We start from the raw sequence: 1717 nt of genomic DNA, 5'->3' as shown, positions 1-1717 counted from the left end.
TGAGGCGTTCTTCGGGCTGCAAGTGCGTGTATCGCGAAGTCATCTGTGCAAGTTACCTGAGGTTCAGGTGTTGCACTTCAGATTGGAGACCGCCCTGTAAAACCAATTGACTGCTGATATTGCGTAAATTCGACATGCAGCCCGAAGGTTGTATGCGAGGACTGACGGTACACGGCGGATCAGCTGCCCGTCGCCGCACATGTCCGCGGCGTGACCTCCAACCGGGCACGGATTCGCTAGGCTCGTACCTTTTCGCCTGCCTGCAAAGACTGCGCAAGCCAGCGAGAATCCCGCCCAAGGAAGCCGGACCGCTTCCGCCGCCGTCCGCCCAGCCCTCTTCGCCGTGCCCGAACCCTCCACCCGTCCTGCAGAGCCCGCGGCAGACCCTGCCCCCCCCTCCCGCGCCCTGTGGGCCATGTTCCTCTGCCTGCTGTCGGGCTTCGCGCTGAGCCAGGCCTTCCGCACGGTCACCAGCATCATCGCCACGGGCCTGCAGGCCGACTTCGGCATATCACCCGATTCGCTCGGCGCGTTCGCCGGGCTGTTCGGCCTGTCCTTCGGCGTGACCCAGCTGCTCATGGGCATCGGCATGGACCTGTACGGCCTGCGCCGCACGGTGCTGACGGCGTTTCCCCTGGCGGTGATCGGCGCGGCGGTTTCCGCGGCTGCCCCGAGCTACGGCTGGTTGATGCTGGGGCAACTGCTGATCGGCGTGGGCTGTTCGCCGGCCTTCCTGGCCTGCACGGTGTTCATTTCCCGGCACTTTCCGGCCCAGCGTTTCGCGTTCTTCTCGGGCGTGGGCATGGGCGTGGGCGGCCTGGGCCTGATCTTCACGGGCACGCCCCTGGCCTGGCTCGTGCAGCACGGCGGCTGGCGCCTGGGCTTCGGCGTGCTGGCGGCGCTCTCGCTGCTGTCGTGGCTGCTGATCTACCTGCGCGTGCATGAACCGGAACTGCCGCAATCCAACGGTCGGCTGAAGGAGTCCTGGGGACAGGCGGCACGCCGTTTCGCAGACCTGTTCCGCATGCCGCATACCTGGGGCATCCTCATCCTCGGCATGTGCTGCTATGCCGCCTTCCTGACGCTGCGCGGCCTGTGGCTGGGGCCGCTGCTCATGGGCCGGTTCGGCTTCTCGCTGGTCGACAGCGGCAACGTGGCCCTCGTGCTATCGCTGATCGCCCTGTTCGTTCCCGCGCTCTTCGGCCGCCTGGACCCGGGTGCCCAGCACCGCCGCCGGTGGATCACCTTCTTCTCGCTGCTCATGGGCGGCCTGTTCCTGCTGATGGCCTTCCTGCACCACGCCGCGGCCACCGTCGTGCTGATCTTCGCGATGGGCCTGCTGTCGGGCTACGGCGTGCTGCAGTACGCCGACGTGCGCTCGTCCTACCCGGCCCAGATGACGGGCCGCGCGCTGTCGCTCTACACCATGTCGATGTTCCTTGGCGTGGCGCTGATGCAGTGGCTGACCGGGCTGCTCGCCGCCTGGGCGCAGCACCACGGCCATGACCCTTACCGGGCGGTGATGCTCTGCATCGCCGGCATGCTGGCGGCGGCATCGACGGCGTTCAGGCTCCTGCCGCGGTCGCCGCTGCTGCCGCAACGCGGGGCGGCGTGAAGAGAGATGGGCGGTCTCAAACCTGAAGTGCAACACCTCGATTGAGAGGGAGTTTCTGTTTCAGTGAATGGTAGCGTCCTGCCGCTGCGCAATGGCCTGCAT

The 1717-nt window shown here is 66.8% G+C and carries 1 protein-coding gene; it reads left to right on the top strand.

Annotated elements, in window-relative coordinates:
- Nucleotides 1-343 precede the first annotated feature (343 nt).
- Nucleotides 344-1615 (top strand): MFS transporter, encoded by a 1272-nt coding sequence (locus tag T336_RS0122400; protein ID WP_026434188.1) that lies wholly within the window; start codon nt 344-346, stop codon nt 1613-1615.
- Nucleotides 1616-1717: the final 102 nt, after the last annotated feature.

The sequence above is a fragment of the Paracidovorax oryzae ATCC 19882 genome (assembly GCF_000687165.1).
Classification (GTDB): domain Bacteria; phylum Pseudomonadota; class Gammaproteobacteria; order Burkholderiales; family Burkholderiaceae_C; genus Paracidovorax; species Paracidovorax oryzae.
This window is presented reverse-complemented; position numbering and strand designations above follow the sequence as displayed.